Raw genomic sequence first — 25530 nt, 5'->3', positions numbered from 1 at the left:
AATGAACAATCCGACAGGGGAGCGCAGCAAGCGCTGAGAGTGCGGCACGGCCCGCAGACCCTCGGACCTGATCCGGGTCATACCGGCGTAGGGAGTCAGCACCACCATGAACACCAGCCTTCGGCGTGCCCTCGGCGCGGCCGCCGTCGCCGCGCTCGGCCTGCCTGCCCTGGCCGCGTGCGGCGGCTCCGGCGACAAGGGAGCGGGGGAGTCCGGGAGCAAGACCGTCACCCTGGTCTCGCACGACTCCTTCGTGGCCTCGGAGCCCGTCCTCAAGGAATTCACGAAGCAGACCGGCTACACGGTCGAGGTCCTCAAGAGCGGCGACGCCGGACGGGCCGTGAACCAGGCCATCCTCTCCAAGAGCCACCCGCAGGGCGACGTCTTCTTCGGCGTCGACAACACCCTGCTCTCCCGCGCGCTCGACAAGGGCCTGTTCGCGCCGTACGAGGCCAAGGGCCTGGACCGCGTCCCCGAGGACTTCCGGGCCGACGCCGCCGAGCACCGCGTCACGCCCGTCGACACCGGCGAGATCTGCGTCAACTACGACCGCGCCTACTTCGCGGACCACAAGCTGGCCCCGCCGCAGTCCTTCGACGACCTGGCCAAGCCCGAGTACAAGAACCTCCTGGTCACCGAGAACTCCGCCACCTCCTCTCCCGGCCTCGCCTTCCAGCTCGCCACGATCGCCAAGTACGGCGACGACGGCTGGAAGGACTACTGGAAGAAGCTGAAGGACAACGGCGTCGAGGTCGTCGACGGCTGGGAGCAGGCCTACAACGACCGCTTCTCCGGCTCGGCCGCCGGCCGGAAGGCCAAGGGCGACAAGCCCCTCGTCGTCTCCTACGCTTCCAGCCCGCCCGCCGAGGTGGTCGGCGTCGAGCCGCAGCCCGCGGAGGGCCCGACCGGTGTGGCGACCGGCACCTGCTTCCGTCAGACCGAGTTCGCCGGTCTCCTCAAGGGCGCCAAGAACACCGAGGGCGGCAAGGCTCTGATCGACTTCCTGCTGAGCAGGACGTTCCAGGAGGACATGCCCCTGCAGATGTACGTCAGGCCCGTCAACCAGGACGCGAAGCTGCCCGAGGTCTTCACCAAGTACGGCGCGCGGATCGACAAGCCGGAGACGCTCGCCCCCGAGAAGATCGCCAAGAACCGCGACCAGTGGGTCAAGGAATGGTCCTCGCTCGTCCTGAAGTAGGCCCCCAGGCGGGCCCCGGAACAGCGGCCCGGCCGGCCGCCCGTACGAGCGGGCCCCGGCGGACGGCGACGCGGCTCGGCCTGATGGCCGTGCCGCTCGCCTTCTTCGGGGTCTTCTTCGCCTACCCCGTCGCCCTGATCGTCTCCCGGGGCCTGAAGGACGGCGGCCGGTGGCAGTTCGCCCGCATCGGCGAGGTCGTCACCGATCCCCGCATCGGCGACGTCCTGTGGTTCACCACCTGGCAGGCGGCCGCCTCGACCGCGCTCACGCTCCTGCTCGCGCTCCCCGGCGCGTACGTCTTCGCACGCTTCGATTTCCCCGGTAAGCAACTGCTGCGGGCCGTGGTCACCGTCCCCTTCGTGCTGCCGACCGTCGTCGTCGGCTCGGCCTTCCTGGCGCTGCTGGGGCGCGGCGGGCTGCTGGACGAGCTGTGGGGGGTGCGGCTGGACACCACGGTCTGGGCGATCCTGCTGGCCCACGTCTTCTTCAACTACGCCGTGGTCGTCCGCACCGTCGGCGGCCTGTGGGCGCAGCTCGACCCGCGGCAGGAGGAGGCGGCGCGCGTGCTGGGCGCAGGCCGCTTCGCCGCCTGGCGGCGGGTGACCCTGCCCGCGCTGGGCCCGGCCGTGGCAGCCGCGGCCCTGATGGTCTTCCTGTTCACCTTCACCTCCTTCGGCGTCGTCCAGATCCTCGGCGGCCCGCGCTACGCCACGCTGGAGGTGGAGATCTACCAGCAGACCGCGCAGCTGCTGGACCTGCCCACGGCCGCCGTCCTCACCCTCGTGCAGTTCGTGGCCGTGGCCGCGCTGCTGGCGGTGCACGCCTGGACCGTGCGGCGGCGGGAGTCGACGCTGAAGCTGGTGGACGCCTCGCGCACCGCCCGCCGACCGAGCGGTGCGGCCCAGTGGGCCCTGCTCGCGTCCGTGCTGGCCGTCGTCGCGCTGCTCCTGCTCGTACCGCTCGTCGTGCTCGTCCTGCGCTCCTTCGACGGCCCCGACGGCTACGGCCTGGCCTTCTACCGCGCCCTGGCCTCGGCGGGCGACAACGGCGGCACCTTCCTCGTCGCCCCCCTGGAGACGATCGGCAACTCCCTCGCGTACGGGCTGGCCGCCACCGCCGTCGCCGTGGTGGTGGGCGGGCTCGCCGCGGCGGCGCTCACCAGGCGCGAGGGCCGGCTCGTACGGGGCTTCGACGCGCTGTTGATGCTGCCCCTGGGCACGTCCGCCGTGACCGTCGGCTTCGGCTTCCTCATCGCCCTGGACGAGCCGCCGCTGGACCTGCGCACCTCCTGGATCCTGGTGCCGCTGGCGCAGGCGCTGGTGGGCGTGCCCTTCGTCGTACGGACCATGCTGCCGGTGCTGCGCGCGGTGGACGTCCGGCTGCGCGAGGCGGCGGCCGTGCTCGGCGCCTCGCCGCTGCGGGCCTGGCGCGAGGTGGATCTGCCGCTGGTCGGGCGGGCGCTCGCGGTGGCGGCGGGCTTCGCGTTCGCCGTGTCGCTGGGCGAGTTCGGGGCGACCGTCTTCATCGCCCGCCCCGACAGCCCCACCCTGCCGGTGGCCGTGGCCCGGCTGCTCGGCCGTCCCGGCGAGCTCAATTACGGCCAGGCCATGGCCCTCAGCACGGTCCTGATGCTGGTGTGCGCGGTGGCGCTGCTGGTGCTGGAGCGTGTGCGCACCGACCGTACGGGAGAGTTCTAGATGCCCCTGCCGGAACAGGATCTGCTGCGCCTGGAGGACGTCGGCGTCCGCTTCGGCGGGCGCGCGGCCCTGGACGCCGTCTCCCTCGCCGTCGCCGAGCACGAGACCGTGTGTGTCCTCGGGCCGAGCGGCAGCGGCAAGTCCACGCTGCTGCGCGTGGTGGCCGGACTGCAGCGTGCGGACGCCGGCCGGGTCCTCCTGGCGGGCAGGGACCAGAGCGGGGTGCCCACGCACCGGCGCGGGGTGGGCCTGATGTTCCAGGACCACCAGCTCTTCCCGCAGCGGGACGTCGCCGGCAACGTCGCCTTCGGGCTGCGCATGCGCGGGACCGGACGCGCGGAGTCGGCGCGCCGCGTGGGTGAGCTGCTCGACCTGGTGGGCCTGCCGGGCGCGCAGAAGCGGTCGGTCGGGCTGCTGTCGGGCGGTGAGCAGCAGCGCGTCGCCCTGGCGCGGGCGCTCGCGCCCGAGCCACGGCTGCTGATGCTCGACGAGCCGCTCGGCCAGCTGGACCGGAGCCTGCGCGAGCGCCTGGTCGTCGAGCTGCGGGAACTGTTCGGCCGCCTGGGGACGACCGTGCTCGCGGTCACCCACGACCAGGGCGAGGCGTTCGCCCTCGCCGACCGGGTCGTGGTGATGCGCGACGGGCGCATCGCGCAGGCCGGAACGCCTCTTGAGGTCTGGCAGCGGCCGGCCTCGGAGTTCGTGGCGCGCTTCCTGGGCTTCGACAACGTGGTCGGGGGGACGGTGCGCGGCGACCGCGCGGACACGGTGTGGGGCGTGCTGCCGGTGCCGCGGGGGACACCCGAAGGCGTGTGCCGGCTGCTGGTGCGGCCTGCGGGGGTGCGGCTGACGGCGGCGGGTGACGGGCTCGCGTGCACGGTCGGTGGGCGCACGTTCCGGGGGGACCATGTCGTGGTGCGGCTTCGCCCGGAGGGCGATGGTCCTGAGCTGGAGGCGGCGTGCGGGTTGCGGCGGGCGCCGGAGGTGGGGGAGCGGGTCGGGGCCGCCTTCGACGCGGCCGAGGTCGTCGTCCTCCCCTGACCCTCCCCCGGCTACCGCCGGGAGGTGCCCCCGCTTCCCCAAACCGGGGATAAGCCCCCGGACCCCCTGTGTCCTCAATCGCCGGACGGGCTGAAATCGCCGGACGGGCTGAGTTCTTCAGCCCGTAGGCGAGTTTTTCAGCCTGTAGGTGTCGGTTCGAGTTCCTGCGCCTCCGGCACAGCCGCGTGCGCGTCCGGTTCGCCGAACCAGGCGACCGCCACCGCGCCCGCCACAGCCAGCAGGAAGCCGAGAACCGCCATCCACGCGAAGCCCGCGCGGGAGGTGTCGCCCAGCCACACCACACCGATGATGCCGGGCAGGACGGTCTCACCGACGACCAGTGCGGCGGTGGCGCCGTTGACCGAGCCGATCTGCAGGGCGACGGTGTGCAGGTACATGCCGATGCTGCCGGAGATGAGCACGGCGTACAGCGCCGGGTCCGTGACCATGGCCGCCGGGTCGAACGGTCCGATGCCGTCGAGGATGCGGACGCCCACGCCGATCATGCCGAAGCCGAGGCCGGACAGCAGACCGGCCAGGACGGCCGCTTTCGAGCCCAGCAGGCGCACGGCCACCGTGCCGCCGGCCATCAGCACGACGGAGATGACGAGCAGCCACCAGTGCGTGGACCGCGCGGCCTCGCCGCTGCCCTCGTGGCCCGCGGCGGTCGCCAGCAGCACCAGGGCCGAGCAGACCACGCCGATCGACAGCCACTCCGGCCTGTTCAGGCGGATGCCCAGGAGCTTGATGCTCAGCACGGCGGTGACGATGAGGTTGGCGCTGATGACGGTCTGGGAGAGGAAGAGCGGCAGCATGAGGGCGGCCACCGCGCCGAGTGCGAAGCCTATGAAGTCCAGGACCGTACCGACCATGAACTCCCAGGTCACCGCGGCCTTCGCGGTGGAGGACAGACTCGGCCCGCCGTGCTGGGTGGTGCCCGTGGTGGAGGCCGCGGCGGCCTCCCTGCGGGCCGATTTGCGCGATCCCACGGCTTGCAGGACCGAACCTGTGCCGTAACACGCCGAGGCCGCGACAGCCGTGAGAAGGCCGATGATCACCAATAGCTCCGTTCGCCTGATAAAACCGTCGTGCTTCTGAAGCAGACGTACTTTTGGGCGCCGGAGTTGCCTTGAGTCAAGAACTGGTCAAGAACCGGTGATCCCGGCCCCCCTCAGCGAGCCAGGGGCAGCGTGGTCAGTTCCGCGATCACCCATGTCAGCGGAGCCAGCACGGCCAGCAGGACACACGTCCGTACGGCGACCGCACCGCGCAGCATGGAGGGCGGAACGCCCAGCCGCAAGAGGGCCGAGGTGGTCTCGGAGCGGGCCTGCCGGGTGTCCAGGGCAGCAGTGATCGCCGTGGCCGTCACGCAGGCCATGACGACGGCTGCGCCCAGCCCCGTCAGCGGCCCGAAGGGGTGCGGCTCCGTGCGCTCCCATGCCGCGCCGTACAGCTCGACGGCCGCCAGCGCGCCCGCGGCGACCGCGCACAGCACCCCGAGCGGCCGGCCGAGCCGGGTCGCCGCGTCCTGCAGTATCCGCCCGGCCAGCAGCCGCACCGGCCCGGGCCGCCCGGCCGACAGGAGCGCGCCGCACCAGTGGATCACCCCGGGACCAGCCAGTACCAGGCCCATGGACGCGAGCAGCCAGCCGCCCAGGAGGCCGGGGGAGGCGCCGTCCTGGCCGGGCAGCCCCAGCAGGTCGTCCGGGGCGGGCGTGGCGGTGCGGCCGACGTACGCCTCCAGGGCGAGGCCGCACGCGATCATCGTGACGCCCCAGGGCAGGCCCGCGTAGCTGCGCCGTGCGGCCGGCGGGGCCGTGGGCGCGCGGCCCTCGGGCGTGCCGGTCTCCGCTGCGCCCGCCGCCCTGCGCTCCTTGCGCGGGCGCAGGGCGATGACGCACGCACCGGCCGCCAGTGCCGGAGGCAGCCCGAGCAGGGTCAGCGTCGCCGCCCAGGGCAGGGCGGCATGCCCGTCCAGCAGCGATGCCGCCGCCCCGCTCAGCGGTGTGCCGCCCAGGTCGCCCCGCAGTTCGAGGTAGACCACCAGCGCGAGGCCGCTGCCGAGCGCGCACGACACGGCCGTCGACGTCGCCGCGAGGACCGACATCCGCACCGGGCCGAACCCGATGGCGTCCATGCCGTCCCGGGGGCGGGTGGCGGGATCGTTACGGGCCACGGCGAGCGCGAACTGCATCACGGCGGCCAGCGGCACCGTGCACCACAGCAGCCGTACGAGCGACTCCCGCGTCGCCCCGGGGTGCGCCACGGCGTACCCCAGCGTGCACAGCAGCAGGAAGCCGACCCCGGACGCCGCGGCCGTCACCAGCAGCCGCCGCAGCAGGACCAGGGGGTGCGCGCCGCGCGCTAGGCGGAGACTGAGCACGCGGCCCTGCCCTCCCCTTCGGACGCGTCGGGGGCCGGGATCGCGCCGCCGCGGCGGCCGTCGGCGAGGGTGACCGTGCGGTCGGCGAGAGCCGCGCTCTCTTCGTCGAGGGTGGCCAGGACGACCGTGATGTGGTGCGAGCGGGCGGCCGTGGTCAGCGTGCGCAGCACCTGTGCGCGGTCGGTCGCGTGCAGCGGCGCGGTCGGCTCGTCGGCGAAGACGACGGTCGGCTCGGCGGCCAGGGCACGGGCGATGGCGATCCGCTGGCGCTGGGCCTGGGTCAGCGCGCCCGGCCGCTTGCGGGCGCAGTCGCCGACGTCGAGGCGTTCCAGCCATTCGCCGGCCGTCTGTTTGGCCGTCCGGTGGCCGACGCCGCGCACCAGCAGCGTCAGGGCGGCGTTCTCCCAGCCCGTCAGCTCCGGCACCAGGTGCGGCTCGCTGTCGATCCAGCCGAACCGCTCACGGCGCAGCCGCTCGCGGGCGGCGCGGGAGAGGGTGTGCACGGGGGCGCTGTTGAACCACACCTCTCCGGGGTCCGCCAGGAGCTGTCCCGACAGGCATTTGAGGAGTGTGGTCTTCCCGGAGCCGCGTGGTCCGGTCACGGCGAGGATCTCGCCTTCACGGACGCCGATGGACACACCGGCCAGAGCCGGGGAGCCGCTGTAGGAGTAGTGCAGACCGCGTGCCCAGAGCACGTCGTTGTCCGGCGGGGCCACCATATCGAGCACCTCGGGTCACTGAGAGGGTCCGTTCCCCTGTCCGGGTGAACGAACCGGAGGCCATTGGGTCACTGGCACCGTACGGAACCGGGATCCTAGCCCCCGTCCAGGCTCGGCGCTGGAGTGCCCCACTTTCCTCCCATCGGGCTCATCGGCCCGCAGCCGCGCGCGACTGTGCCGTGGCCCACGCGCGCGCTGGGGCGGGGTGCGCGCACGTGGGCCACGGCGGGGTGACGGGCCGGGGTGTGGGGGGTTGGGGGGGGGTGCCCGTCGGGGTGGGGTTCGGATCAGATCTTCGTCCAGGCCTCCGTGAGCACCCCGCGGACGATCTGCTCGATCTCGTCGAACGTCGACCGGTCGGAGATCAGCGGCGGCGCCAGCTGGATGACCGGGTCGCCGCGGTCGTCGGCCCGGCAGTACAGACCGTTCTCGAACAGCTTCTTGGAGACGAAGCCGTACAGCAGCCGCTCGCACTCCTCCGGCGTGAACGACTCCTTGGTGACCTTGTCCTTCACCAGCTCGATGCCGTAGAAGAAGCCGTTGCCCCGCACGTCGCCGACGATGGGCAGGTCGTGCAGCTTGGAGAGGGTCGACAGGAACGCGGACTCGTTGTCCAGCACGTGCTGGTTGAGGCCCTCGCGCTCGAAGATGTCGAGATTGGCGAGCGCGACCGCCGCCGAGACCGGGTGGCCGCCGAAGGTGTAGCCGTGCAGGAAGGTCGCGTCGCCCTTGAAGAAGGGCTCGGCGATGCGGTCGGAGATGATCGCCGCACCGATGGGGGAGTAGCCGGAGGTCATGCCCTTGGCGCAGGTGATGATGTCCGGGACGTAGCCGAACTTGTCGCACGCGAACATCGTGCCGAGGCGGCCGAAGGCGCAGATGACCTCGTCGGAGACGAGCAGGACGCCGTAGGTGTCGCAGATCTCGCGCACGCGCTGGAAGTACCCGGGCGGCGGCGGGAAGCAGCCGCCCGCGTTCTGGACGGGCTCCAGGAAGACGGCGGCGACGGTCTCGGGGCCCTCAAAGAGGATCTGCTGCTCGATCTGGTCGGCGGCCCAGCGGCCGAAGGCCTCCGGGTCGTCGCCGTGGACGGGCGCCCGGTAGATGTTGGTGTTCGGCACCTTGTGCGCGCCGGGGACCAGCGGCTCGAAGGGCGCCTTGAGGGCGGGCAGGCCGGTGATGGCCAGGGCGCCCTGCGGGGTGCCGTGGTAGGCGACGGCCCGGGATATGACCTTGTACTTCCCGTGGTTGCCGGTCAGCTTGTGGTACTGCTTCGCCAGCTTCCACGCGGTCTCGACGGCCTCGCCGCCGCCGGTGGTGAAGAAGACCTTGTTCAGGTCGCCCGGGGCGTAGTGGGCCAGCCGCTCGGCCAGTTCGACGGCCTTGGGGTGGGCGTAGCTCCACACCGGGAAGAAGGCCAGCTCCTGTGCCTGCTTGTTGGCTGCCTCGGCGAGCTCGGCGCGGCCGTGGCCGGCCTGGACCACGAACAGTCCGGCGAGACCGTCGAGGTAGCGCTTGCCCTTGTCGTCGAAGATGTAGGTGCCCTCACCGCGCACGATGGTGGGCACGGGGGCGTTCTCGTACGACGACATGCGGGTGAAATGCATCCACAGGTGGTCGTACGCCGTCCTGCTGAGGTCCTTGCTCACGGCTATCGGGTTCCCCATGTGTAGGTCTGCTTGCGGAGCTTGAGGTAGACGAAGCTCTCCGTGGAGCGCACACCCGGCAGAGTCCGGATGCGCTTGTTGATCGTTTCGAGCAGGTGGTCGTCGTCCTCGCAGACGATCTCGATCAGGAGGTCGAACGAGCCCGCGGTCACGACGACGTACTCGACCTCGTCCATGGCGGTCAGGGCGTCGGCGACGGGGTCGAGGTCCCCCTCGACGTTGACGCCGACCATCGCCTGCCGCCGCAGTCCCACGGTGAGCGGGTCGGTGACGGCGACGATCTGCATCACGCCCTGGTCGAGCAGTTTCTGTACGCGCTGCCGCACGGCCGCCTCGGACAGCCCGACGGCCTTGCCGATCGCCGCGTACGGGCGGCGCCCGTCCTCCTGGAGCTGTTCGATGATCGCCAGGGAGACGGCGTCGACCGGCTGCGCGCTGTTCACGCTCTTCGGATCTGCACTACGAGTGGCCACGGGCACCACTGTGCATGAGAAGTCGGCGGTATGACAAGCCTCAGCCGGTGGAATTCGTTGTCGATCAGCTGGTGAATCACTGATTCCGTTGTTCATGGGAGATGGGTATGTCGAAAGCGTCACCTCAGTGATTAGGCTGGGCGTCTCAGCCAACGGACATCCGATAGAAGGGGTGGCACATCGTGACCACCGAGCTGCGCCGCCTGCGTAACTACATCGACGGGGAGTTCCGCGATGCCGCCGACGGGCGGACCACCGAGGTCGTCAACCCGGCGACCGGAGAGGCGTACGCCACCGCCCCGCTGTCCGGCGCAGCCGACGTCGACGCCGCCATGGCCGCCGCCGAGGCCGCCTTCCCCGCCTGGCGCGACCTGGTGCCCGCCGAGCGCCAGAAGGTTCTCCTGAAGATCGCCGATGCCTTCGAGGCGCGTGCCGAGGAGCTCGTCGCGGCCGAGTCGGAGAACACCGGCAAGCCGCTCGCCCTCACCCGCAGCGAAGAGGTCCCGCCGATGGTGGACCAGATCCGCTTCTTCGCGGGCGCCGCCCGGCTGCTGGAGGGCCGCTCGGCCGGCGAGTACATGGAGGGGATGACCTCCATCATCCGGCGCGAGCCGGTCGGCGTCTGCGCGCAGGTCGCGCCGTGGAACTACCCGATGATGATGGCCGTGTGGAAGTTCGCCCCGGCGCTCGCCGCGGGCAACACCGTCGTCCTCAAGCCCTCCGACACCACCCCCGCCTCCACGGTCCTCATCGCTGAGATCGTCGGCGGGGTGCTGGAGGAGCTGGGCCACCCCAAGGGCGTCTTCAACGTCGTCTGCGGCGACCGTGACACCGGCCGCCTGATGGTCGAGCACCCCGTGCCCGCCATGGCCTCCATCACCGGTTCCGTACGGGCCGGCATGTCGGTCGCCGAGTCCGCCTCCAAGGACCTCAAGCGGGTCCACCTGGAGCTCGGCGGCAAGGCGCCCGTCGTCGTCTTCGAGGACGCCGACATCGCCAAGGCCGTCGAGGACATCGCGGTCGCCGGCTACTTCAACGCCGGCCAGGACTGCACGGCCGCCACCCGCGTGCTGGTGCACGAGTCGATCCACGACGACTTCGTCACCGCGCTCGCCAAGGCCGCCGCCGACACGAAGACCGGGCAGCCGGACGACGAGGACGTCCTGTACGGCCCGCTCAACAACGCCAACCAGCTGCAGCAGGTGACCGGCTTCATCGAGCGGCTCCCCTCGCACGCCACGGTCGAGGCCGGCGGCCACCGGGTCGGCGAGAAGGGCTACTTCTACGCCCCGACCGTCGTCTCCGGGCTCAAGCAGGACGACGAGATCGTCCAGCACGAGGTCTTCGGACCGGTCATCACCGTCCAGTCCTTCACGGACGAGGAGCAGGCCGTCGCCTACGCCAACGGCGTCGAGTACGCCCTGGCCTCCTCGGTGTGGACCAAGGACCACGGCCGGGCCATGCGCATGTCCAAGGCCCTCGACTTCGGCTGTGTGTGGATCAACACCCACATCCCGCTGGTCGCCGAGATGCCCCACGGCGGCTTCAAGAAGTCCGGGTACGGCAAGGACCTCTCGGCCTACGGCTTCGAGGACTACACGCGCATCAAGCACGTGATGACCTCGCTGGGCTGAGGTGTTCCCCGGCGTCCTCAATCGCCGGACGGGCTCTTTTGAGCCCGTCGGCCGTTGAGGACGCGGTCCGGCCGAGGCCGGTTTCGGGAAGTGGGGGCACTTCCCAGCGGTAGCCGGGGGCGGGGCGGGGGAATATCATCGACCGCTGCCCCCCCGCCAGCCTGCGCGAATGCGAGAGAGCCCGTGAAGTCCCTGTCCCGCCGAACCCTGCTGCGCACACTCGGGGCCGGAGCCGGGGCAGCGGCCCTCGCCGGATGCGGAGTGCCGGCCGCGTACGTGGCCCCCGGCGACCGCTCCGCGGACGACCGCTCCGAGCGCGACAAGCGGCTCGTCTTCGCCAACTGGCCGCTCTACATCGACGCCGACGAGGACGACCCGCAGCGGCGCCCCACGCTGGAGGAGTTCGAGAAGCACAGCGGCATCTCGGTGAAGTACACCGAGGAGATCAACGACAACGACGAGTTCTTCGGCAAGATCAGCCCGGCCCTGATGAACCACCAGGACACCGGCCGCGACATCGTCGTCGTCAGCGACTGGATGGCCTCCCGCTACGTCCGGCTCGGCTGGGTCCAGGCGATGGACCGGGCGGCCCAGCCCAACGTCGCCCGGCAGCTCGACCCGCTGCTGCGCGCACCGCACTTCGACCCCGGGCGGCTGCACACCGTGCCCTGGCAGTCCGGCATCACCGGCATCGCCTACAACCGCAAGAAGCTCGGCCGGCAGATCCGGCGCACCTCGGAGCTGTGGCACGACGACCTGCGCGGGCGGGTCACCCTGCTGGCCGGCATGGACGAGGCGTTCTCGCTGCTGATGCAGGGCAACGGCGCGGACGTCACGCGCTGGACCGCCGACGACTTCCACACCATGACCGGGCAGCTGCGCGGCCTCGTCCGCAAGCGGCACATCCGCCGGTTCACCGGCAACGACTACATCAAGGACCTCTCCTCCGGTGACGTCCTGGCCTGCCAGGCGTACTCCGGCGACATCATCCAGCTCCAGGCCGACAACCCGGACATCGAGTTCGTCGTGCCGGAGGAGGGCGCGGAGCTGTGGGCGGAGAGCCTGATGATCCCCGACCTCGCCCGCCACAAGCGCAACGCGGAACGGCTCATCGACCACTACTACCGGCCCGACGTCGCCGCCCGGCTCGCCGCGGCGGTCAACTACGTCTGCCCGGTCCCGGCCGCGCGCGAGGTACTGGCCTCCTCCAAGGACAAGGAGCTCGCCGAGCTCGCGGAGAACCCGCTGATCTTCCCCAGCGAGGACATGCGGGCGCGGCTCGCCACCGCCCGCGACATGACCGCCAAGGAGCGGCCGGGCTTCGCCAAGGAGTGGAACGAGATCGTCGGACTGTGAGCCCGCTCCGGCCTCATGCCGGGAGGCCTCATGCCGGGAGGAGCGAGCGCAGGGTGGCGATGCGGTTGGTGGTGATCGAGTCGACGCCCGCGCGCAGCAACCGGCGCATGGTGCGGCGGGTGTCGGCCGTCCAGGCCGAGACGAGCAGACCGTCGGCGTGGTGGCGCGCGACCAGCTCCGGGCTCACCAGGCCGAAGCGGTAGTTGAGCCAGTGCGGCCGCACCTGGGCGAGCAGGGACGGCCGGGGCGGGGCGAGCGTGGTCCAGGTGAGGGCGATCTCCGCGCCCGGGTCCGCGCGGCGCACGTTCAGCATGGCGGCCGGGCCACCGCAGTAGTACGCGCGCTCCGCCGCCCCGCTCGCACGGACCTCGGCGACCGCGGCAGCGGCGGCCGAGGGGTCCGGCAGGTCGATGAACAGCCGCCCCGCCGCCGGCGCCCGGGCGATCTCCGCGAGAGCCTCCGCCAGCGTCGGTGCCCCGCCCGCGGTCATGGCGCGCAGCTCCGCGGCCGTCAGCGCGGCCAGGGCCACCTCCCGGCCCCACAGCCGCCCCAGCGACGCGTCGTGCAGCAGCACGGGCACGCCGTCGCCGGTCAGCCGGACGTCGATCTCCACCGCGCCCGCCCCCGCCCGCAGCGCCGAGCGGATCGAGGGCAGGGTGTTCTCGCGGTGGACGTAGGGGTCGCCGCGATGGGCGACGGCGGTGAAGGCGGTGACCATGGGCACATTGTGGCCCGAACGCCCGGGCCGGTCGGTCAGTCCCGCCAACTCGCGGTGTAGGTGTCGATCTCCGTGCGGAGCCGGGCCTTGCCCGCCTCGTCCATGAACGACGCCTCCACGGCGTTCCTGGCGAGGCCGGCCACGCCCCGCGCATCGAGGTCCAGGAGGCGCGCGGCGACCGCGTACTCGCTGTTGAGGTCGGTGCCGAACATGGGCGGGTCGTCGCTGTTGATGGTCACCAGCACGCCCGCGGCGACCATCTCCTTGAGCGGGTGCTGTTCCAGGTCGGCCACGGCACGGGTGGCGAGGTTGGAGGTCGGGCAGACCTCCAGCGGGATGCGGTGCTCGGCCAGGTGGGCCAGCAGCGCCGGGTCCTGGGTGGCGCTGGTGCCGTGGCCGATGCGCTCGGCGCGCAGCGCGACCAGGGCGTCCCAGATGGTCTGCGGGCCCGTGGTCTCCCCGGCGTGCGGCACGCTGCGCAGGCCGGCGGCGATGGCCCGGTCGAAGTAGGGCTTGAACTGCCCGCGGGGCACCCCGATCTCGGGGCCGCCCAGGCCGAAGGAGACCAGGCCCTCGGGCTGGAGCTCGCAGGCGATCCGAGCCGTCTCCTCGGCCGCCGCCAGACCGGCCTCGCCCGGGATGTCGAAGCACCAGCGCAGCACCACGCCCAGCTCCGACTCCGCCGCCTTGCGGGCGTCCTCGATGGCCTCGACGAACGCGGCGTCCGGGATGCCGCGCCGGGTGGAGCTGTAGGGGGTGACGGTCAGCTCGGCGTAGCGGATGTTCTGCCGGGCCATGTCGCGGGCGACCTCGTACGTCAGCAGGCGCACGTCCTCGGCGTCGCGGATGAGGTCGACCACGGAGAGGTAGACCTCGATGAAGTGGGCGAAGTCCCGGAAGCTGAAGAAGTCGGCGAGCGCCTCGGGATCGGTGGGCACGGGCGAGTCGGGGTGCCGGGCTGCGAGCTCGGCGACGATGCGGGGGGAGGCGGAGCCGACGTGGTGCACGTGCAGCTCCGCCTTGGGCAGCCCTGCGATGAACGGGTCGAGTGCGGACATGCGGGCCTCCATGGCTGCTCGGGCCGCTCGGTCACGGCGTGCCGATCATCGTATGCGCGGTGGGAGTCGGCGCCGTGCCCAGGCCTTAGCATGACGGGGTACCGACTGGGGAGGGCCATGTCCGACAAGGACGACGCGCAGCCGGAGCCGCAGGACCGGAATCCTTGGGCTCCGCCGGAGCGGCGCGTGCCGCTCGACAAGCCCGGCACCGAGCAGGTGCCGTCCGTGCCGCACTGCGCGCAGCCCGGTCCCGGACCGGCCGCGGGCATGCCGGCCCCGCCGCCGGCGCCCTCGCCCCCTTTCGTCCCCGGCGCCCCGCTGGACGCCGCGATCCCGCCCATACCTCCGGCGCCGACCGGCCCGGGCACTCCCAGCGCGTACCCGGCCGGCCCCTACGCCTACGGACAGCCCGGCCCCTACCCGCAGCAGCCGTACGGTCCCGGCGCCGCACCCGGCGCGTACGCCCAGGACCCGTACGGGCAGGCGCCCTACGGGCAGACCGGCTACGGAACCGCCGCCTACGGCTATCCGGTGGCCGGCTACGGCCAGGGCTGGCCGGCCCCTGCCGGGGCGATACCCGACAACAGCCTGGGCGTGGCCGCCCTGGTGCTCGGCATCGTGGGCACCGTCCTCTCGCCGAGCATCATCTTCGGCGTCATTCTCGGAATCCTCGCGATCGTCTTCGGTGCGATGGGGCGGAGCAAGGCGGCCACGGGCGAGGCGAACAACGGCGGCCAGGCGCTGGCCGGGCTGATCCTCGGCGGGGTGGCGCTCCTCGCCACGGCTCTGTTGCTCGTCCTCTACATCAGCGTGGGCGGGAGCGCCGACACCGGCCAGGACGAGGATCCGGAAGAAGCCACCTACGGCGCCTATATGCCCGAGCCGCCCGCCCCCGCGCCGTTCGAGGCGGCCGCCAGGCGCTGACGCGCCTCCATCAGCGCGAAGCCCAGCAGGTTCAGCCCGCGCCAGCGGGCCGGGTCCGGTGCCCGCTCGTCGTCGGCGGCCAGGCCTATGCCCCACACCCGGTCCAGCGGGCTGGCCTCCACCAGCACCCGGGCGCCCGTGCCGAGCAGATACGCGCCCAGCTCCGGATGCTGTCCGAATTTGTGGACGCTGCCCTCGACGACCAGCTCGAAGCGGTGCCTGCGCCACTCCTCCTCGTCGAAGCCGCGTACGGAACGGCCCGCGTCCTTCGCCTGCTTGGGGTGGCCCGCCCCGACCGCCCGCGCCTGCGCCTCGGCGTCGCCGAAGAGCCGCGCTTTGCCCGCCATCATCCAGTGCTCGGCTGTGGCGTAGACCGTGCCGTCCACCGTGAACGGCGCGGGCCACCACTGGCTGAAGCAGCCGGGCCCCACGCTGCCGTCCCGGCGCGGCCGGTGGCCCCAGAAGTACAGATACTTCACCCGCTCGCCCCCGGCGGCGGCAGTCGCCAGCTCCGTCACCGAACGCGGCCCGTCCGCGGTGACCGCCCGGGTGTCGATGCCTCTTGTACCCATGTCCTTCGCCCCCCGTTCCGTCATGCCCGCATTCTGGCAGCGGCCACTGACAGTGCTTCCGCCCGGCCCTCAGGCCCCGCCGCGCCATGCACCGAATCCGTCGCCTGACCAAATATCGGCGACGGAATCCCTTGTAGCCCAGGGGGTGTTCTGCCAGGATCGGCAACCATTCCGGATGGAGCAACGCCTTTCCACGGGTGCGCGGTCGGCGGAGGAGTGTGCGCGATGGAGCAAGGCCTGGATGCGACCGAGGAGTTCGCGCAGGCCACCTCCTGCGAGGCGGCTCCAGGACGCCGACAAAGCCTGACATTGCGGGCAATGCGACGTCGTCGGCCGCGCGTGGCACGGCCCGCAGCAGGCCACACGCCGCTGTATGTCAATGTTGTCTGCTCTCCGTTCCCCCCGAACCCCCTGGAACCAGACCCATGACGGCAACCGCCACGACCGGCACCGACGTCCGCCTCACCGGCCTCAGCAAGAGCTACGGCGCCTTCACCGCCGTGCACCCGCTCGACCTGTCCATCCCCGCGGGCTCCTTCTTCGCCCTGCTCGGCGCCTCCGGATGCGGCAAGACCACCACCCTGCGCATGATCGCCGGCCTGGAGGACCCCACCACCGGCACCGTGCGGCTCGCGGGCAAGGACGTCACCGGTCTCGCCCCGTACAAGCGGCCCGTCAACACCGTCTTCCAGAGCTATGCGCTCTTCCCCCACCTGGACATCTACGAGAACGTCGCCTTCGGGCTGCGCCGCCGCGGCGTTAAGTCCGTCAAGAAACAGGTCGGCGAGATGCTCGACCTCGTTCAGCTCGGCGACTTCGCGCGCCGCAGGCCCCAGCAGCTCTCCGGCGGTCAGCAGCAGCGCGTCGCCGTGGCCCGCGCGCTGATCAACCACCCGCAGGTGCTGCTCCTCGACGAGCCGCTCGGCGCCCTCGACCTCAAGCTGCGCCGCCAGATGCAGCTCGAGCTCAAGCGCATCCAGACGGAGGTCGGCATCACCTTCATCCACGTCACCCACGACCAGGAGGAGGCCATGACCATGGCCGACACGGTCGCGGTCATGAACGGCGGCCGGGTCGAACAGCTGGGAGCGCCCGCGGACCTCTACGAGACCCCCCGCACCACCTTCGTCGCCAACTTCCTCGGCACCTCCAACCTCATCACCGCCGATGTCCTCGGCACCGCGGGCGACGACATCCTTCTACGGGCCTGCGATACCAAACTCACTCTTCCGGCGACACGATGTACAGCCACCGCCCGCACGGGCGAGAAGCTCCTGGTCGGCATACGGCCCGAGAAGGTCGCTCTGACGCATGCCGACGACGCCGGCTCCGTCCCCGACGGCCGCAACCGCGTCCGCGGCCGCATAGCCCAGTCCAGCTTCACCGGCGTCTCCACCCAGTACCTCGTCGACAGCCCGGTCGCCGCCGGCCTCTGCGTGTACGAGCAGAACATCGAGCGTGACTCCCGCCTCGCCCCCGGCGCCGAGGTCGTCCTGCACTGGAACCCCGGCCACAGTTTCGGCCTGGACGCCGCGCAGAACATCGAGGCCGGCACGGACGTCGACCGCGCCGAGGCGGGAGAAGGCACGTGAGCGACGCACGTGAGGCCACCGGGCCGCAGAAGACACCGAAAGCCACGCCTCTGCGCCTCGCGGGCGGAGAAGCGAACGGAAAGAAGGGGATGACGACTTCTGCTCTCGCCGAACAGTCCCCGGCCCCCGACGCTCCCCACCCCGCCGCCCGCCGCACCAAGCGCGTGCCCTACTGGCTGCTGCTCCCCGGCATCCTCTGGCTGCTCGTCTTCTTCGCCGCGCCCCTCGTCTACCAGGCGTCGACCTCGGTACAGACGGGCTCGCTGGAAGAAGGCTTCGAGGTCACCTGGCACGTCGCCACCTACTGGGACGCCCTGAGCGAGTACTACCCCCAGTTCCTGCGCTCGGTCGCCTACGCCACCACCGCCACCGCGCTGTGCCTGATCCTGGGCTACCCGCTGGCGTACCTCATCGCCTTCAGGGCCGGCCGCTGGCGCAATGTCCTGATGGTCCTCGTCATCGCGCCGTTCTTCACCAGCTTCCTGATCCGCACCCTCGCCTGGAAGACGATCCTCTCCGACGGCGGCCCCGTCGTCTCCGCCCTGGACTCCCTGCACGTCCTCGCCCTCACCGACGTGCTCGGCGTCACCGAGGGCCACCGCGTGCTCGCCACACCGCTCGCCGTCGTCTGCGGGCTGACCTACAACTTCCTGCCCTTCATGATCCTTCCGCTGTACACCTCGCTCGAGCGCATCGACGGCCGCCTCCACGAAGCCGCCGGCGACCTCTACGCCCGGCCCGTCACCACTTTCCGCAAGGTGACCCTGCCGCTGTCCATGCCCGGTGTCGTCGCCGGCACGCTGCTGACCTTCATCCCCGCGACCGGCGACTACATCAACGCCGAACTGCTCGGCTCCACCGACCAGAAGATGATCGGCAACGTCATCCAGTCCCAGTTCCTGCGCGTCCTGGACTACCCGGCCGCCGCCGCCCTGTCCTTCATCCTCATGGCCGCCATCCTGGCCATGGTCACGCTCTACATCCGCAAGTCCGGGACGGAGGACCTGGTCTGATGGCCCTCTTCCCCCGAGCCGTGCGCGCCCTGCGCCGCAACTTCGCGGTCATCGCCGGACTGTGCACCCTGGCGTACCTCGTCCTGCCCAACGTCATCGTGACGGTGTTCTCGTTCAACAAGCCCAACGGCCGCTTCAACTACGAGTGGCAGCGCTTCTCCACGGACGCCTGGACCGACCCCTGCGGCGTCGCCGACCTGTGCGGCTCGCTCTCGCTGAGCCTGCGGATCGCGCTCTGGGCGACCATCGGCGCCACCGCCCTGGGCACGATGATCGCGTTCGCGCTCGCCCGCTACCGCTTCCGGGCCCGCTCCTCCGTCAGCACACTGATCTTCCTGCCGATGGCCATGCCCGAGGTCGTCATGGCCGCGTCGCTGGCCACCCTCTTCCTCAACATGGGCGTCACCTTCGGCTTCTGGACCATCCTCATCGCCCACATCACGTTCTGCCTGAGCTTCGTGGTCACCGCCGTCAAGGCGCGCGTGATGAGCATGGACCCCCGCCTCGAACAGGCCGCCCAGGACCTCTACGCCACTCCGCTGCAGACCTTCCTGAAGGTCACCCTCCCCATCGCCGCCCCCGGCATCGCCGCGGGCGCCCTGCTCTCCTTCGCGCTGTCCTTCGACGACTTCATCATCACGAACTTCAACTCCGGTTCGACCGTGACCTTCCCCATGTACGTCTGGGGATCCGCACAACGGGGCACTCCTGTACAGATCAATGTCATCGGAACGGCGATGTTCGCCATCGCCGTGCTGTGCGTCCTTGTCGGTCAACTGGCCGGGAGACGCCGAAAAAGGAGCTGAGAACCATGGCCACCGGTGCCATGAACCCTGCTGAAGCACTTTCCGACGCCACCCCCCGTCCCTACTGGCTCGACGATCCCGCCCGGCCCCAGGCGCTGTCCGCCCTGGTCGGCGACGAGTACTGCGACCTGCTCGTCGTCGGCGGCGGCTACACAGGCCTGTGGACCGCGCTCAACGCCAAGGAGCGCGACCCCGGCCGGGACGTCGTCCTGATCGAGGGCCAGGAGGCCGGCTGGGCCGCCTCCGGCCGCAACGGCGGCTTCTGCGCCGCCTCCCTCACCCACGGCTGGGCCAACGGCCGCTCCCGGTGGCCTGCCGAGCTCACCACCCTGGAGGAGCTCGGCCGGCGCAACCTCGACGACATGGAGGCCGCCCTCGCCCGCCACGGCATCGACTGCGACTTCGAGCGCACCGGAGAGATCGACGTCGCCACCGCACCCCACCAGGTCAACGAGCTCAAGGAGGCCGCCGAGGAGGCCGCGTCCCTCGGCGTCGGCGGCCACGAGTTCCTCGACCGGGACGCCGTGCGCGCCGAGGTCGACTCGCCGACCTTCCTCGCCGGCCTGTGGAACCGCCGTGGCGTGGCCATGCTGCACCCCGCCAGGCTCGCCTGGGGCCTCAAACGCGCCTGCCTCGCCCAGGGCGTACGGATATACGAGCACACCCCCGGCACCGAACTCTCCTCCCGCAGCGCCGGCGTGGCCGTGCGCACCCCCTACGGCCGCGTCTTCGCCCGCCACGCCGCGCTCGGCACCAACGCCTTCCCCTCGCTCGTCAAGCGCCTGCGCCCCTACATCGCCCCCGTCTACGACTACGCCCTGATGACCGAGCCCCTGACAGCGGAGCAGCTCTCCTCCATCGGCTGGCGGCGGCGGCAGGGGCTGAGCGACAGCGCCAACCACTTCCACTACTTCCGGCTGACCGCCGACCACCGCGTCCTGTGGGGCGGTTACGACATCGTCTACCGCTACGGGGGCGGGGTCCGGGCCGAGTACGACCACCACCCGGCCACCTACCGGCGCCTGGCCGAGCACTTCTTCCGCTGCTTCCCCCAGCTGGAGGGCGTGCGCTTCTCCCACACCTGGGGCGGCGCCATCGACACCTGCTCCCGCTTCTCCGCCTTCTTCGGCACCGCGCACGGCGGCCGTGTCGCCTACGCCATGGGCTTCACCGGGCTCGGCGTCGGCGCGACCCGCTTCGGCGCCGACGTCATGCTCGACCTGCTCGCGGGGGAGCGCACCGAACGCACGGAGCTGGAGATGGTCCGCAGCAAGCCGCTGCCCTTCCCGCCCGAGCCGGTGCGCTCGGTGGGCATCGGCATCACCCAGTGGGCCATGACCCGCGCCGACGAGAACGGCGGCCGCCGCAACCTCTGGCTCAAGGCCATGGACAAGGCCGGCCTCGGCTTCGACAGCTGACGGCCGTCACTCCCCCCGTATGACACCAGCCGCCGAAACGGCGTAATGATTCGCCGTTGGCGGCCTCTCAACCGTCAAACGCACAACGGACGACACGGGCGGAGGCATTTCCATGAGCGACGGCACGGGGGCGAGGAGCGCGGTGGACTGGCTGGCGGCCGCCGCGCCGGACCCTGGCACCTGCCGGTGGGAGTGGGAGCGCAACCCCTCGGGGTCACGCTGCTGCCCGCCGGCAGGCTCTGGGACGCCGTGATCTGGGACGGGCGGGCCCTCGGCTGTGACGAGCGGTGACACGGGCCACGCAGCACAGCAGCAGCCCGGCCAGGCACCAGGCGCCCAGCACGTCCAGCGGCCAGTGATAGCCGCGCCGGACCAGCCCGGCGCCGACCCCCGCGACGAGGAGCCCGCAGGCCACGGCCGCGGGCCGGGAGCGGGGCAGGAGCAGCAGCACGGCCGCCCCGTACGCCACGGCGGCCGTGGCCGCGTGACCGGAGGGGAAGAAGCCGTCGTGCGCCCCCGCCGCCATGGCGGGCGGCCCGGGCCGGGCGATCCACGCCTTCAGCGGCACGATCAGCGCGGGCACCGCGGCCATCGCCACGGCCGCCGCGAGCGGCGGCAGCCACCGGCGCGGCGCCCGGGAGCGCAGCGCCGACCAGAGCGCGGCCGCGCCCAGCACGGGCAGGGCCACGGCCGTGTTGCCGAGGTCGGCGAGGAGTTCGGCGGCGGCGGAGGGGAGCGCACCGCAGGCGGCGGCCGCACGGCCGAGGCGCTCGTCGAGCACGCGCAGCGGCCCGTGCGCGGTGATCTGCCAGGTGAGGACGGCGAACAGCAGCGCGGCGGACGCCGGGAGGAGAGCCGCCCGGAGGCGGACAGTCGGCGGCCCCGGAACAGGGGGGGTAGTTCCGGGGCCGCCGCGCCGGCCGGCGTGCCGCACGTCCCGGGGGGTATGGGGCGGGCGGCCGTCCGATCGGTGAGGATGTCCGGAGCCGAGGGCTCCAGGGGTGTGCGCGAAGGCACGACCGGGTCGGCACTGGGGAAGTACCGGCACGGCGTCGTCCGCAGTCCCCTGCGGACGGGGTGTTTCATTCATCTGCAGAAACCGTACGGCAGGCAAGACGGCTCCGATAGTCGGATCACCCGTCCACCACCCGCCCCGCACAGGTTCTTCACTCGGTTACGGGCAGGCGAACGCGGTGACGACCGCCAGGAGACCGCTACAGCCGGGAGAACGCCGCCTCGATGATGTCGAGGCCCTCGTTCAGCAGGTCCTCGCCGATGACCAGCGGCGGCAGGAAGCGCAGGACGTTGCCGTACGTACCGCAGGTGAGCACCAGCAGGCCCTCGGCGTGGCAGGCCTTGGCGAGCGCGCCCGCGGCCGCAGCGTTCGGGGTCTTGGTGCCGGGCTCCACCAGCTCGATCGCGATCATCCCGCCACGGCCGCGGATGTCACCGATGATGGCGCCGTTGTCGAGCTTGCCCTGCATCTCGGCGAGGCGGCCCTTCATGATCTCCTCGATGCGCTTGGCCTTCGCGTTGAGGTCCAGCTCGCGCATGGTCTCGATCGCACCGAGGGCGGCGGCGCAGGCCACCGGGTTGCCACCGTAGGTACCGCCCAGACCGCCGGCGTGCGGCGCGTCCATGATCTCCGCGCGGCCCGTGACGGCGGCGAGCGGCATACCGCCCGCGATGCCCTTGGCGGTGGTGATCAGGTCCGGGACGATGCCCTCGTCCTCGCACGCGAACCACTGGCCGGTGCGGCAGAAGCCGGACTGGATCTCGTCCGCGACGAAGACGATGCCGTTGTCCTTGGCGAACTCCGCGATGCGCGGCAGGAAGCCCTTGGCCGGCTCGATGAAGCCGCCCTCGCCGAGGACCGGCTCGATGATGATCGCCGCGACGTTCTCGGCACCGACCTGCTTGGTGATCTGGTCGATGGCCTGGGCGGCGGCCTCGGGGCCGCAGTTCTCCGGGCCGGTCGGCCAGCGGTAGCCGTACGCCACCGGCACGCGGTAGACCTCGGGCGCGAACGGGCCGAAGCCGTGCTTGTACGGCATGTTCTTGGCGGTGAGCGCCATCGTCAGGTTGGTGCGGCCGTGGTAGCCGTGGTCGAAGACGACGACCGCCTGGCGCTTGGTGTACGCACGGGCGATCTTGACCGCGTTCTCCACGGCCTCGGCGCCCGAGTTGAACAGCGCGGACTTCTTGGCGTGGTCGCCCGGGGTCAGCTCGGCGAGCTGCTCGCAGACCTCGACGTAGCCCTCGTACGGGGTCACCATGAAACAGGTGTGGGTGAAGTCGGCGAGCTGCGCGGTCGCACGGCGCACGACGGCCTCGGCGCTGGCGCCGACCGAAGTCACCGCGATGCCCGAACCGAAGTCGATCAGCGAGTTGCCGTCGACGTCCTCGATGACACCGCCACCCGCGCGCGTGGTGAAGACGGGCAGCACGGAGCCCACACCGCCGGCCACGACGGCGGTACGGCGGGCCTGCAGCTCCTGCGACTTCGGGCCGGGGATGGCGGTGACGACGCGGCGCTCCTGCGGAATCGCGCTCATGAGGGCTCCTGGGGGTGATTCGGACGCATCCGGGGTCTTTCCCCGCAGGCTAGGTGCGGGGGGTTGGGTCCGGCATGCGCCGTTCGGTAGTGGTCAGGGCGTGTCGTTGTCCGTGGCGGACAGACGGGCGTGGCACCCCGGCCAGGCCGGAAACACCGGAACTGTCGGTGCCGGGCACTAGATTGAGCTCCGGCACGCCTGTCACGGGCCTGGCTGGTCAGGGGGTACAAGGGGTCGATGGACACCGAAGGCACGTACGACGCGCGCGGCACCCGCGCCCACCCGGTGCCCCGGCCGGCCCGCCCGCCCCTGGTGCCACCGGCGGCTCCGCCCCCTCCCGCGTACGCCCCGGCCGCCCGCCCGGCGGTCGTGGAGTGGCTGAACGCGCCGCGCCGGCCGGCCGGGCCCGGCATCTTCCGGCACGGCCATGTGCCGCCGCCGCCCCTGGGCCCCGACCGGGTCCCCGACCGCGCGCTGCTGTCCGGTGCGGTGATCTCCCTGCTGTCCGGGATGCTGCTCTGGACGCTCCTGTGGAACGGCTACATCCCTTACTGGCGCGTGCCGATGAAGCTGGTCACCCCGGCCGAGTGGTGGCACGCGGGCGCGATGGGCGGCCCGGCGACGATGGACGCCGTCGAGGCCACCGTCGTCTACCGCGCCGTGCTGGCCGCCCTGCTGATCTACGGCTTCGGCCGGCTGGGGAACTGGCCCGAGGTGCTCAGGCGCTTCGTCAGCGACCGCCCGCAGCCCTCCCGCGCCGTCGCCGCCGCGCTCCTCGCCGGCCTGACGCAGCTGCTCACCTGGAAGGGCACGCTGCCCGTCGTCGAACCGGTCCTGGTCCTGACGCCCGCGGACTGGCTGCAGGGCGGCGGCGACCCCTACCTGGCCGCGCTGGTGGTCTACGTCCTGTACGCGCTGATCACGGTGGCCCTCCTGTGGCCCTTCGCCAGGCTCGGTGACTGGACCGGCCTCGTCCGTCCCCGCCGGGCCGAGGAACCGCGCCCGCCCGCAGGCCCTCCGGCCGGCCCTGCCGCTTCTCCCGCGGACTGGCCCGAGCTCCGGGCGGCAGGGCAGACGGAGGCCGCCGACCGGCTCGCCGCCGACCTGAGCGCCGGACGGATGAACGATGTCGACTGCGTCCGTATCCGCCACACCTGGGCCTCGGCACAAGCGGAACCCCACCGGCTCGCCTCCTTCAGGGACACCGTCCTGCGCCACGGCGGAGCCTCCTGGGCGCACCCCTCCGGCGACCGGGACCTGCCGGAGCGCACGGCGACCCACGACCTGCTCGCCGGGCAGGTCCGCATCGGCCGCAGCGCGGACCACGCCCGCAACCCCTACGCGCGCCGCGGCTGCGGGGTCGCCCTGGAGCCCGCCCTCCTCGGCACCTCGCTGCTGGCGGTCGGCCCTCCGGGCGCCGGCAAGACCCGCCGCCTGATCAGGCCCGTCGTCGAGAGCCTCGCCCTCCAGGCGCTCGCCGGGCAGTGCGGCGTCATCGTCGTCTGCGCCGCCGGAACGCCGCTCGGCCCCGACGAGGCGTACGACGTCGTGGTCAAGCCCGGCGACAGCACGTCCCTCCACGACCTCGACCTGTACGGCGGGAGCACTGACCCCGACGAGGCCGCCGCCTTCCTCGCGGAGGGCCTCGTCGGCGACCTCGACACCGTCGACACCCGCCGCGCCGCCACCGCGCTGGCCCAGCTGCTCGGCCCGTACCACGCCGCCCACGGACGCTTCCCGGCCGTGCCCGAGCTGTACGAGCTCCTCAGCGGCACGCCGTCGGTCCTGGCGGCGCTGCGCGAACGGCTCGACGAGGGCGGTCACCACGCGATGCGGCGTGAGCTGGAGGCCCGGTTGCGCCAGGGCGGATCCGCGTCCGACCCCTGCCCGGCCCTCGCCGACCGGGTCGCCCTCCTCGACCGGCCGGCCTTCGCCGACTTCTTCGCCATCGGGACCACGACGCGGCCCTTCTCCCTGCGCTCCGTGCAGCACCACCCGCTGCGGGTCCGCGTCGACCTGCCCGAACGCGGCCACGCGGAGGCGTCCCGGCTGCTGGCCCGGCTGATCCTGGCCCAGTTCACGGCGATGGCCACCGCCCGCGGCGACCGGTCCCTGTTCACATGCCTGGTTCTCGACGACGCCACCGGCACCCTCACCACCGAGACCGTCCGCGGCATCCAGCGCCTGCGGTCCGCCAACGCCGGAGTGGTGCTCGGCCTGCGGACCGTCGACGACGTGTCCGAGAGCCTGCACATCGCGCTGCTCAGCGCCGTCGGCTGCCACATGGCCTTCTCCGGTGTCACCACCTGGGACGGCCGGCGGTTCGCCGAGGCGTGGGGCACCGAATGGGTGGAGACCAGGGAGGTGGCCCAGCACGCGGTCTTCGCCGACCAGCCGCTGACCCGGGCCGTCCACGCCCTGCGCAAGCTCGTCACCGGCCAGGCGGTGACGAGGGACGCGGTGACCGTACGGAAGGTGGAGCGCGAGCGGTGGTCGGCGTCGGAGCTGGCGCACCAGGTGCCCGCCGGGCACGCCGTGCTGTCCCTGACAACGGTCCGCGGCGAGCACGTGCCCCCGCTGCTGGTGGATCTGCGCCAGGGAACCGGACGGGGCGAAGTGGGCCCCGGGACCCTGCCGCCCTGGCAGAATTGAGGGGAGCCGTTCATACGGGACGGTGAAATTCCCTTCCCGTCGAAAGTCCGCGTC

Annotated in this window: 21 protein-coding genes and 1 riboswitch; of the genes, 11 read left to right on the top strand and 10 right to left on the bottom strand. The window is 72.0% G+C overall.

Going from position 1 to position 25530, the window contains the following annotated elements; all coding sequences use genetic code 11:
• The first annotated feature begins 5 nt into the window (after positions 1–5).
• A riboswitch (TPP riboswitch) is annotated at positions 6–111 on the top strand.
• The 3 genes from AB0F13_RS11680 (at position 107) to AB0F13_RS11670 (ending at position 3936) form a co-directional block, all read left to right on the top strand.
• The gene (locus AB0F13_RS11680; protein ID WP_362079007.1) at positions 107–1198 is read left to right on the top strand and encodes a thiamine ABC transporter substrate-binding protein; all 1092 of its coding nucleotides are present in this window, start codon (positions 107–109) and stop codon (positions 1196–1198) included. (Overlaps the previous riboswitch by 5 nt.)
• Before the next feature lie 83 nt (positions 1199–1281).
• Positions 1282–2895: an iron ABC transporter permease gene (locus tag AB0F13_RS11675; RefSeq protein ID WP_362079004.1), complete on the top strand. Its 1614-nt coding sequence runs from the start codon at positions 1282–1284 to the stop codon at positions 2893–2895.
• Positions 2896–3936, top strand: coding sequence for an ABC transporter ATP-binding protein (locus tag AB0F13_RS11670; RefSeq protein ID WP_362079001.1), 1041 nt, complete (start codon positions 2896–2898; stop codon positions 3934–3936).
• Positions 3937–4073: 137 nt separating this feature from the next.
• Here AB0F13_RS11670 and AB0F13_RS11665 read toward each other — a convergent pair whose 3' ends face one another.
• The 5 genes from AB0F13_RS11665 to AB0F13_RS11645 all read right to left on the bottom strand — a co-directional run bounded on the left by AB0F13_RS11665 (position 4074) and on the right by AB0F13_RS11645 (position 9178).
• Complete coding sequence (locus tag AB0F13_RS11665; RefSeq protein WP_362078998.1) at positions 4074–4994, bottom strand: hypothetical protein; 921 nt, start codon at positions 4992–4994, stop codon at positions 4074–4076.
• Positions 4995–5107: 113 nt separating this feature from the next.
• Positions 5108–6319, bottom strand: coding sequence for a hypothetical protein (locus AB0F13_RS11660; protein WP_362078996.1), 1212 nt, complete (start codon positions 6317–6319; stop codon positions 5108–5110).
• Positions 6301–7038 (bottom strand): ATP-binding cassette domain-containing protein, encoded by a 738-nt coding sequence (locus AB0F13_RS11655; RefSeq protein WP_362078993.1) that lies wholly within the window; start codon positions 7036–7038, stop codon positions 6301–6303. Before AB0F13_RS11655 ends, AB0F13_RS11660 begins: the two co-directional genes overlap by 19 nt.
• Positions 7039–7325: 287 nt before the next feature.
• Positions 7326–8705: an aspartate aminotransferase family protein gene (locus AB0F13_RS11650; RefSeq protein ID WP_362078990.1), complete on the bottom strand. Its 1380-nt coding sequence runs from the start codon at positions 8703–8705 to the stop codon at positions 7326–7328.
• Complete coding sequence (locus AB0F13_RS11645; protein ID WP_362078987.1) at positions 8690–9178, bottom strand: Lrp/AsnC family transcriptional regulator; 489 nt, start codon at positions 9176–9178, stop codon at positions 8690–8692. Before AB0F13_RS11645 ends, AB0F13_RS11650 begins: the two co-directional genes overlap by 16 nt.
• Positions 9179–9360: 182 nt before the next feature.
• Between AB0F13_RS11645 and AB0F13_RS11640 the strand changes: the two genes are divergently transcribed.
• Positions 9361–10812, top strand: coding sequence for a gamma-aminobutyraldehyde dehydrogenase (locus AB0F13_RS11640; RefSeq protein ID WP_362078984.1), 1452 nt, complete (start codon positions 9361–9363; stop codon positions 10810–10812).
• Between the two features lie 192 nt (positions 10813–11004).
• Positions 11005–12168 carry a spermidine/putrescine ABC transporter substrate-binding protein gene (locus AB0F13_RS11635; protein WP_362079543.1) on the top strand — a complete coding sequence of 388 codons (1164 nt, stop codon included), beginning with the start codon at positions 11005–11007 and terminating at the stop codon, positions 12166–12168.
• Between the two features lie 28 nt (positions 12169–12196).
• Here the strand turns inward: AB0F13_RS11635 and AB0F13_RS11630 are convergent, their stop codons facing one another.
• Both AB0F13_RS11630 and AB0F13_RS11625 read right to left on the bottom strand, forming a co-directional pair.
• Positions 12197–12886 carry a glycerophosphodiester phosphodiesterase gene (locus AB0F13_RS11630; protein WP_362078981.1) on the bottom strand — a complete coding sequence of 230 codons (690 nt, stop codon included), beginning with the start codon at positions 12884–12886 and terminating at the stop codon, positions 12197–12199.
• A gap of 35 nt (positions 12887–12921) precedes the next feature.
• Positions 12922–13944: an adenosine deaminase gene (locus AB0F13_RS11625; protein ID WP_362078978.1), complete on the bottom strand. Its 1023-nt coding sequence runs from the start codon at positions 13942–13944 to the stop codon at positions 12922–12924.
• A 117-nt stretch (positions 13945–14061) separates the two neighbouring features.
• Between AB0F13_RS11625 and AB0F13_RS11620 the strand changes: the two genes are divergently transcribed.
• A complete protein-coding gene (locus AB0F13_RS11620; protein WP_362078975.1) occupies positions 14062–14868 on the top strand; it encodes a DUF4190 domain-containing protein in 807 nt (268 codons plus the stop codon).
• Here AB0F13_RS11620 and AB0F13_RS11615 read toward each other — a convergent pair.
• Positions 14814–15440 carry an NADAR family protein gene (locus AB0F13_RS11615; RefSeq protein WP_362079540.1) on the bottom strand — a complete coding sequence of 209 codons (627 nt, stop codon included), beginning with the start codon at positions 15438–15440 and terminating at the stop codon, positions 14814–14816. The genes AB0F13_RS11620 and AB0F13_RS11615 overlap by 55 nt on opposite strands.
• Before the next feature lie 425 nt (positions 15441–15865).
• On the opposite strand from AB0F13_RS11615, the gene AB0F13_RS11610 reads away from it, so the two are divergent.
• The 4 genes from AB0F13_RS11610 to AB0F13_RS11595 all read left to right on the top strand — a co-directional run bounded on the left by AB0F13_RS11610 (position 15866) and on the right by AB0F13_RS11595 (position 20269).
• Positions 15866–17032, top strand: a complete 1167-nt coding sequence (locus tag AB0F13_RS11610) for an ABC transporter ATP-binding protein (RefSeq protein ID WP_362078972.1) — start codon at positions 15866–15868, stop codon at positions 17030–17032.
• An 89-nt stretch (positions 17033–17121) separates the two neighbouring features.
• On the top strand, positions 17122–18045 hold the full coding sequence (locus tag AB0F13_RS11605) for an ABC transporter permease (protein ID WP_362079537.1): 924 nt from the start codon (positions 17122–17124) through the stop codon (positions 18043–18045).
• Positions 18045–18851 (top strand): ABC transporter permease, encoded by an 807-nt coding sequence (locus AB0F13_RS11600; protein WP_362078969.1) that lies wholly within the window; start codon positions 18045–18047, stop codon positions 18849–18851. The genes AB0F13_RS11605 and AB0F13_RS11600 overlap by 1 nt, the downstream gene beginning before the upstream one ends.
• Before the next feature lie 5 nt (positions 18852–18856).
• Complete coding sequence (locus AB0F13_RS11595; protein ID WP_362078966.1) at positions 18857–20269, top strand: FAD-dependent oxidoreductase; 1413 nt, start codon at positions 18857–18859, stop codon at positions 20267–20269.
• A 214-nt stretch (positions 20270–20483) separates the two neighbouring features.
• On the opposite strand, the gene AB0F13_RS11590 is transcribed toward AB0F13_RS11595, so the two are convergent.
• Together AB0F13_RS11590 and gabT are read right to left on the bottom strand one after the other, a co-directional pair.
• On the bottom strand, positions 20484–21203 hold the full coding sequence (locus AB0F13_RS11590) for a phosphatase PAP2 family protein (protein ID WP_362078963.1): 720 nt from the start codon (positions 21201–21203) through the stop codon (positions 20484–20486).
• A gap of 280 nt (positions 21204–21483) precedes the next feature.
• The gene (gabT, locus tag AB0F13_RS11585) at positions 21484–22824 is read right to left on the bottom strand and encodes a 4-aminobutyrate--2-oxoglutarate transaminase (RefSeq protein WP_362078960.1); all 1341 of its coding nucleotides are present in this window, start codon (positions 22822–22824) and stop codon (positions 21484–21486) included.
• Between the two features lie 237 nt (positions 22825–23061).
• Between gabT and AB0F13_RS11580 the strand changes: the two genes are divergently transcribed.
• Positions 23062–25476, top strand: coding sequence for an ATP/GTP-binding protein (locus AB0F13_RS11580; RefSeq protein ID WP_362078957.1), 2415 nt, complete (start codon positions 23062–23064; stop codon positions 25474–25476).
• Positions 25477–25530: the final 54 nt, after the last annotated feature.

It is taken from the genome of Streptomyces sp. NPDC026206, from assembly GCF_040638465.1.
Taxonomy (GTDB): Bacteria; Actinomycetota; Actinomycetes; order Streptomycetales; family Streptomycetaceae; genus Streptomyces.
Note: the sequence above shows the minus strand (reverse complement) of the source record. Positions and strands in the feature narration are given on the sequence as shown.

What these genes read in the sequence shown, in the direction of transcription:
- gabT (WP_362078960.1), bottom strand. Translation starts at nt 22,824, where the DNA reads ATGAGCGCGATTCCGCAGGAGCGCCGCGTCGTCACCGCCATCCCCGGC.
- AB0F13_RS11605 (WP_362079537.1), top strand. Translation starts at nt 17,122, where the DNA reads ATGACGACTTCTGCTCTCGCCGAACAGTCCCCGGCCCCCGACGCTCCC.
- AB0F13_RS11680 (WP_362079007.1), top strand. Translation starts at nt 107, where the DNA reads ATGAACACCAGCCTTCGGCGTGCCCTCGGCGCGGCCGCCGTCGCCGCG.
- AB0F13_RS11670 (WP_362079001.1), top strand. Translation starts at nt 2,896, where the DNA reads ATGCCCCTGCCGGAACAGGATCTGCTGCGCCTGGAGGACGTCGGCGTC.
- AB0F13_RS11625 (WP_362078978.1), bottom strand. Translation starts at nt 13,944, where the DNA reads ATGTCCGCACTCGACCCGTTCATCGCAGGGCTGCCCAAGGCGGAGCTG.
- AB0F13_RS11600 (WP_362078969.1), top strand. Translation starts at nt 18,045, where the DNA reads ATGGCCCTCTTCCCCCGAGCCGTGCGCGCCCTGCGCCGCAACTTCGCG.
- AB0F13_RS11650 (WP_362078990.1), bottom strand. Translation starts at nt 8,705, where the DNA reads ATGGGGAACCCGATAGCCGTGAGCAAGGACCTCAGCAGGACGGCGTAC.
- AB0F13_RS11595 (WP_362078966.1), top strand. Translation starts at nt 18,857, where the DNA reads ATGGCCACCGGTGCCATGAACCCTGCTGAAGCACTTTCCGACGCCACC.
- AB0F13_RS11620 (WP_362078975.1), top strand. Translation starts at nt 14,062, where the DNA reads ATGTCCGACAAGGACGACGCGCAGCCGGAGCCGCAGGACCGGAATCCT.
- AB0F13_RS11655 (WP_362078993.1), bottom strand. Translation starts at nt 7,038, where the DNA reads ATGGTGGCCCCGCCGGACAACGACGTGCTCTGGGCACGCGGTCTGCAC.
- AB0F13_RS11675 (WP_362079004.1), top strand. Translation starts at nt 1,282, where the DNA reads ATGGCCGTGCCGCTCGCCTTCTTCGGGGTCTTCTTCGCCTACCCCGTC.
- AB0F13_RS11610 (WP_362078972.1), top strand. Translation starts at nt 15,866, where the DNA reads ATGACGGCAACCGCCACGACCGGCACCGACGTCCGCCTCACCGGCCTC.
- AB0F13_RS11630 (WP_362078981.1), bottom strand. Translation starts at nt 12,886, where the DNA reads ATGGTCACCGCCTTCACCGCCGTCGCCCATCGCGGCGACCCCTACGTC.
- AB0F13_RS11580 (WP_362078957.1), top strand. Translation starts at nt 23,062, where the DNA reads ATGGACACCGAAGGCACGTACGACGCGCGCGGCACCCGCGCCCACCCG.
- AB0F13_RS11615 (WP_362079540.1), bottom strand. Translation starts at nt 15,440, where the DNA reads ATGGGTACAAGAGGCATCGACACCCGGGCGGTCACCGCGGACGGGCCG.